Origin of the sequence: Limnobacter humi (assembly GCF_024518835.1) — a bacterium.
In the GTDB taxonomy this organism is placed as follows: domain Bacteria; phylum Pseudomonadota; class Gammaproteobacteria; order Burkholderiales; family Burkholderiaceae_B; genus Limnobacter; species Limnobacter humi.
The window spans coordinates 1-661 of sequence record NZ_JANIGO010000018.1; the positions used below are offsets into that span (position 1 = coordinate 1).

At 58.4% G+C, this 661-nt stretch carries 2 protein-coding genes; both read left to right on the top strand.

Annotated elements, in window-relative coordinates; all coding sequences use genetic code 11:
- Positions 1-170 precede the first annotated feature (170 nt).
- Complete coding sequence (locus tag NQT62_RS15350; protein WP_105736392.1) at positions 171-473, top strand: urease subunit gamma; 303 nt, start codon at positions 171-173, stop codon at positions 471-473.
- Between the two features lie 8 nt (positions 474-481).
- A partial coding sequence (locus NQT62_RS15355) for an urease subunit beta (protein WP_204271050.1) occupies positions 482-661 on the top strand: 180 nt, incomplete at its 3' end.

Consider the following 661-nt stretch of genomic DNA (forward strand, 5'->3'; position numbering starts at 1 on the left):
TCTGGCAAGCTTCTTGCGAGGCTGGTGGATGAGGATGCCTATTCCCTGCGGAAACGGCTGATACCGCTGATCGAACTGCTGAATCAAAAGGCAGGCGTGCCTAAAGTCTGGTCAATCTAGGGCCTGGGCCGCGGCGCACGGAACAAACATGGGATGGCCAAGAGGACGAAATGAACCTGACACTCCGTGAAAAAGACAAGCTCCTGATTGCCATGGCGGCAATGGTCGCCCGCCGCCGCCTCGAACGCGGCGTCAAGCTCAATCATCCGGAAGCCATTGCGCTCATTACAGATTTTGTCGTGGAGGGCGCGCGCGACGGCCGCTCGGTCGCCGAACTCATGGAAGCCGGGGCCCACGTCATCACCCGTGCCCAGGTGATGGAAGGCATCCCCGAGATGATCCACGACATTCAGGTGGAAGCCACGTTCCCCGACGGCACCAAACTCGTCACCGTTCACGAACCGATCCGTTAGGAGACACCATGATCCCGGGTGAAATCATTCCTTCCGCAGGCGAGATCGAACTGAACGCCGGCGCAACCACTGTAACACTAAAGGTTGCAAACACCGGCGATCGTCCCGTACAGGTCGGCTCGCATTATCATTTCTTCGAAACCAACAATGCGCTGATATTCGACCGTGCTCAGGCACGCGGCATGCGG